Below are 622 nucleotides of genomic sequence, written 5' to 3' on the forward strand. Positions count from 1 at the left end.
CTCCTTGGCTCACAGAACGACATGGCTACGATCCGACTTGGCGCTGGCGCGAGCGGGCGGCGGCCTCGCGGCGCCGCTTGGCCGCGAGGTCCTCGGCCTGCTGGGCGGCCCGGTTGCGGGCACGGCGCGCGGCCTCGCGGTCGCGCGCGCCGTGCTCGCGGGCGCGGTTGTCCTCGGCCGCATCCGAAGCCGCCTCGCGGACGGTGCGTCCGCGAGGCGTGTAACGGCGGGCCCGGCTGATCGCCGACGGATCGCGCCGCCTGCGGGGATCGGACTCGTTCATCTGAATCCTTCCGGGGAGACCCCGGCCTTCGGGCCGGGGAGGAATCGGGCTCTTGCGGAGCAGGTCAGGTACCGGTGAAGGCGATGCCCTCGCCGCTTCCGCACCCCGAAGCCGGGCTTACAAAACCTACCTACATACTGTGAGGCGTGAGCGTCCAGACGCGCCACTGGGCTTACCGGTTCCGGTGCTACCCGAACCCGGAGCAGGCCGAGAACCTGGCCCGCACGTTCGGGTGCGCGCGATTGGTCTACAACAAGGCCCTCGAATACCGGCACAAGGCGTACTTTCGCCGGGGCGAGAGCATCAACTACCACCAGACCTCGGCCATGCTCACCCGCT

General features: G+C 70.3%; 2 protein-coding genes. One reads left to right on the plus strand and one right to left on the minus strand.

Features of this window, described 5'->3' with window-relative positions:
- Positions 1 to 25 precede the first annotated feature (25 nt).
- The gene (locus tag ACYVL2_RS20040; protein WP_460546567.1) at positions 26 to 283 is read right to left on the minus strand and encodes a hypothetical protein; all 258 of its coding nucleotides are present in this window, start codon (positions 281 to 283) and stop codon (positions 26 to 28) included.
- Positions 284 to 429: 146 nt separating this feature from the next.
- Between ACYVL2_RS20040 and ACYVL2_RS20045 the strand changes: the two genes are divergently transcribed.
- Positions 430 to 622, plus strand: a 193-nt coding sequence (locus ACYVL2_RS20045; RefSeq protein WP_460546568.1) for a helix-turn-helix domain-containing protein, incomplete at its 3' end; no start/stop codon positions are given.

Source organism: Glycomyces halotolerans (assembly GCF_054779575.1).

What these genes read in the sequence shown, in the direction of transcription:
- ACYVL2_RS20040 (WP_460546567.1), bottom strand. Translation starts at nt 283, where the DNA reads ATGAACGAGTCCGATCCCCGCAGGCGGCGCGATCCGTCGGCGATCAGC.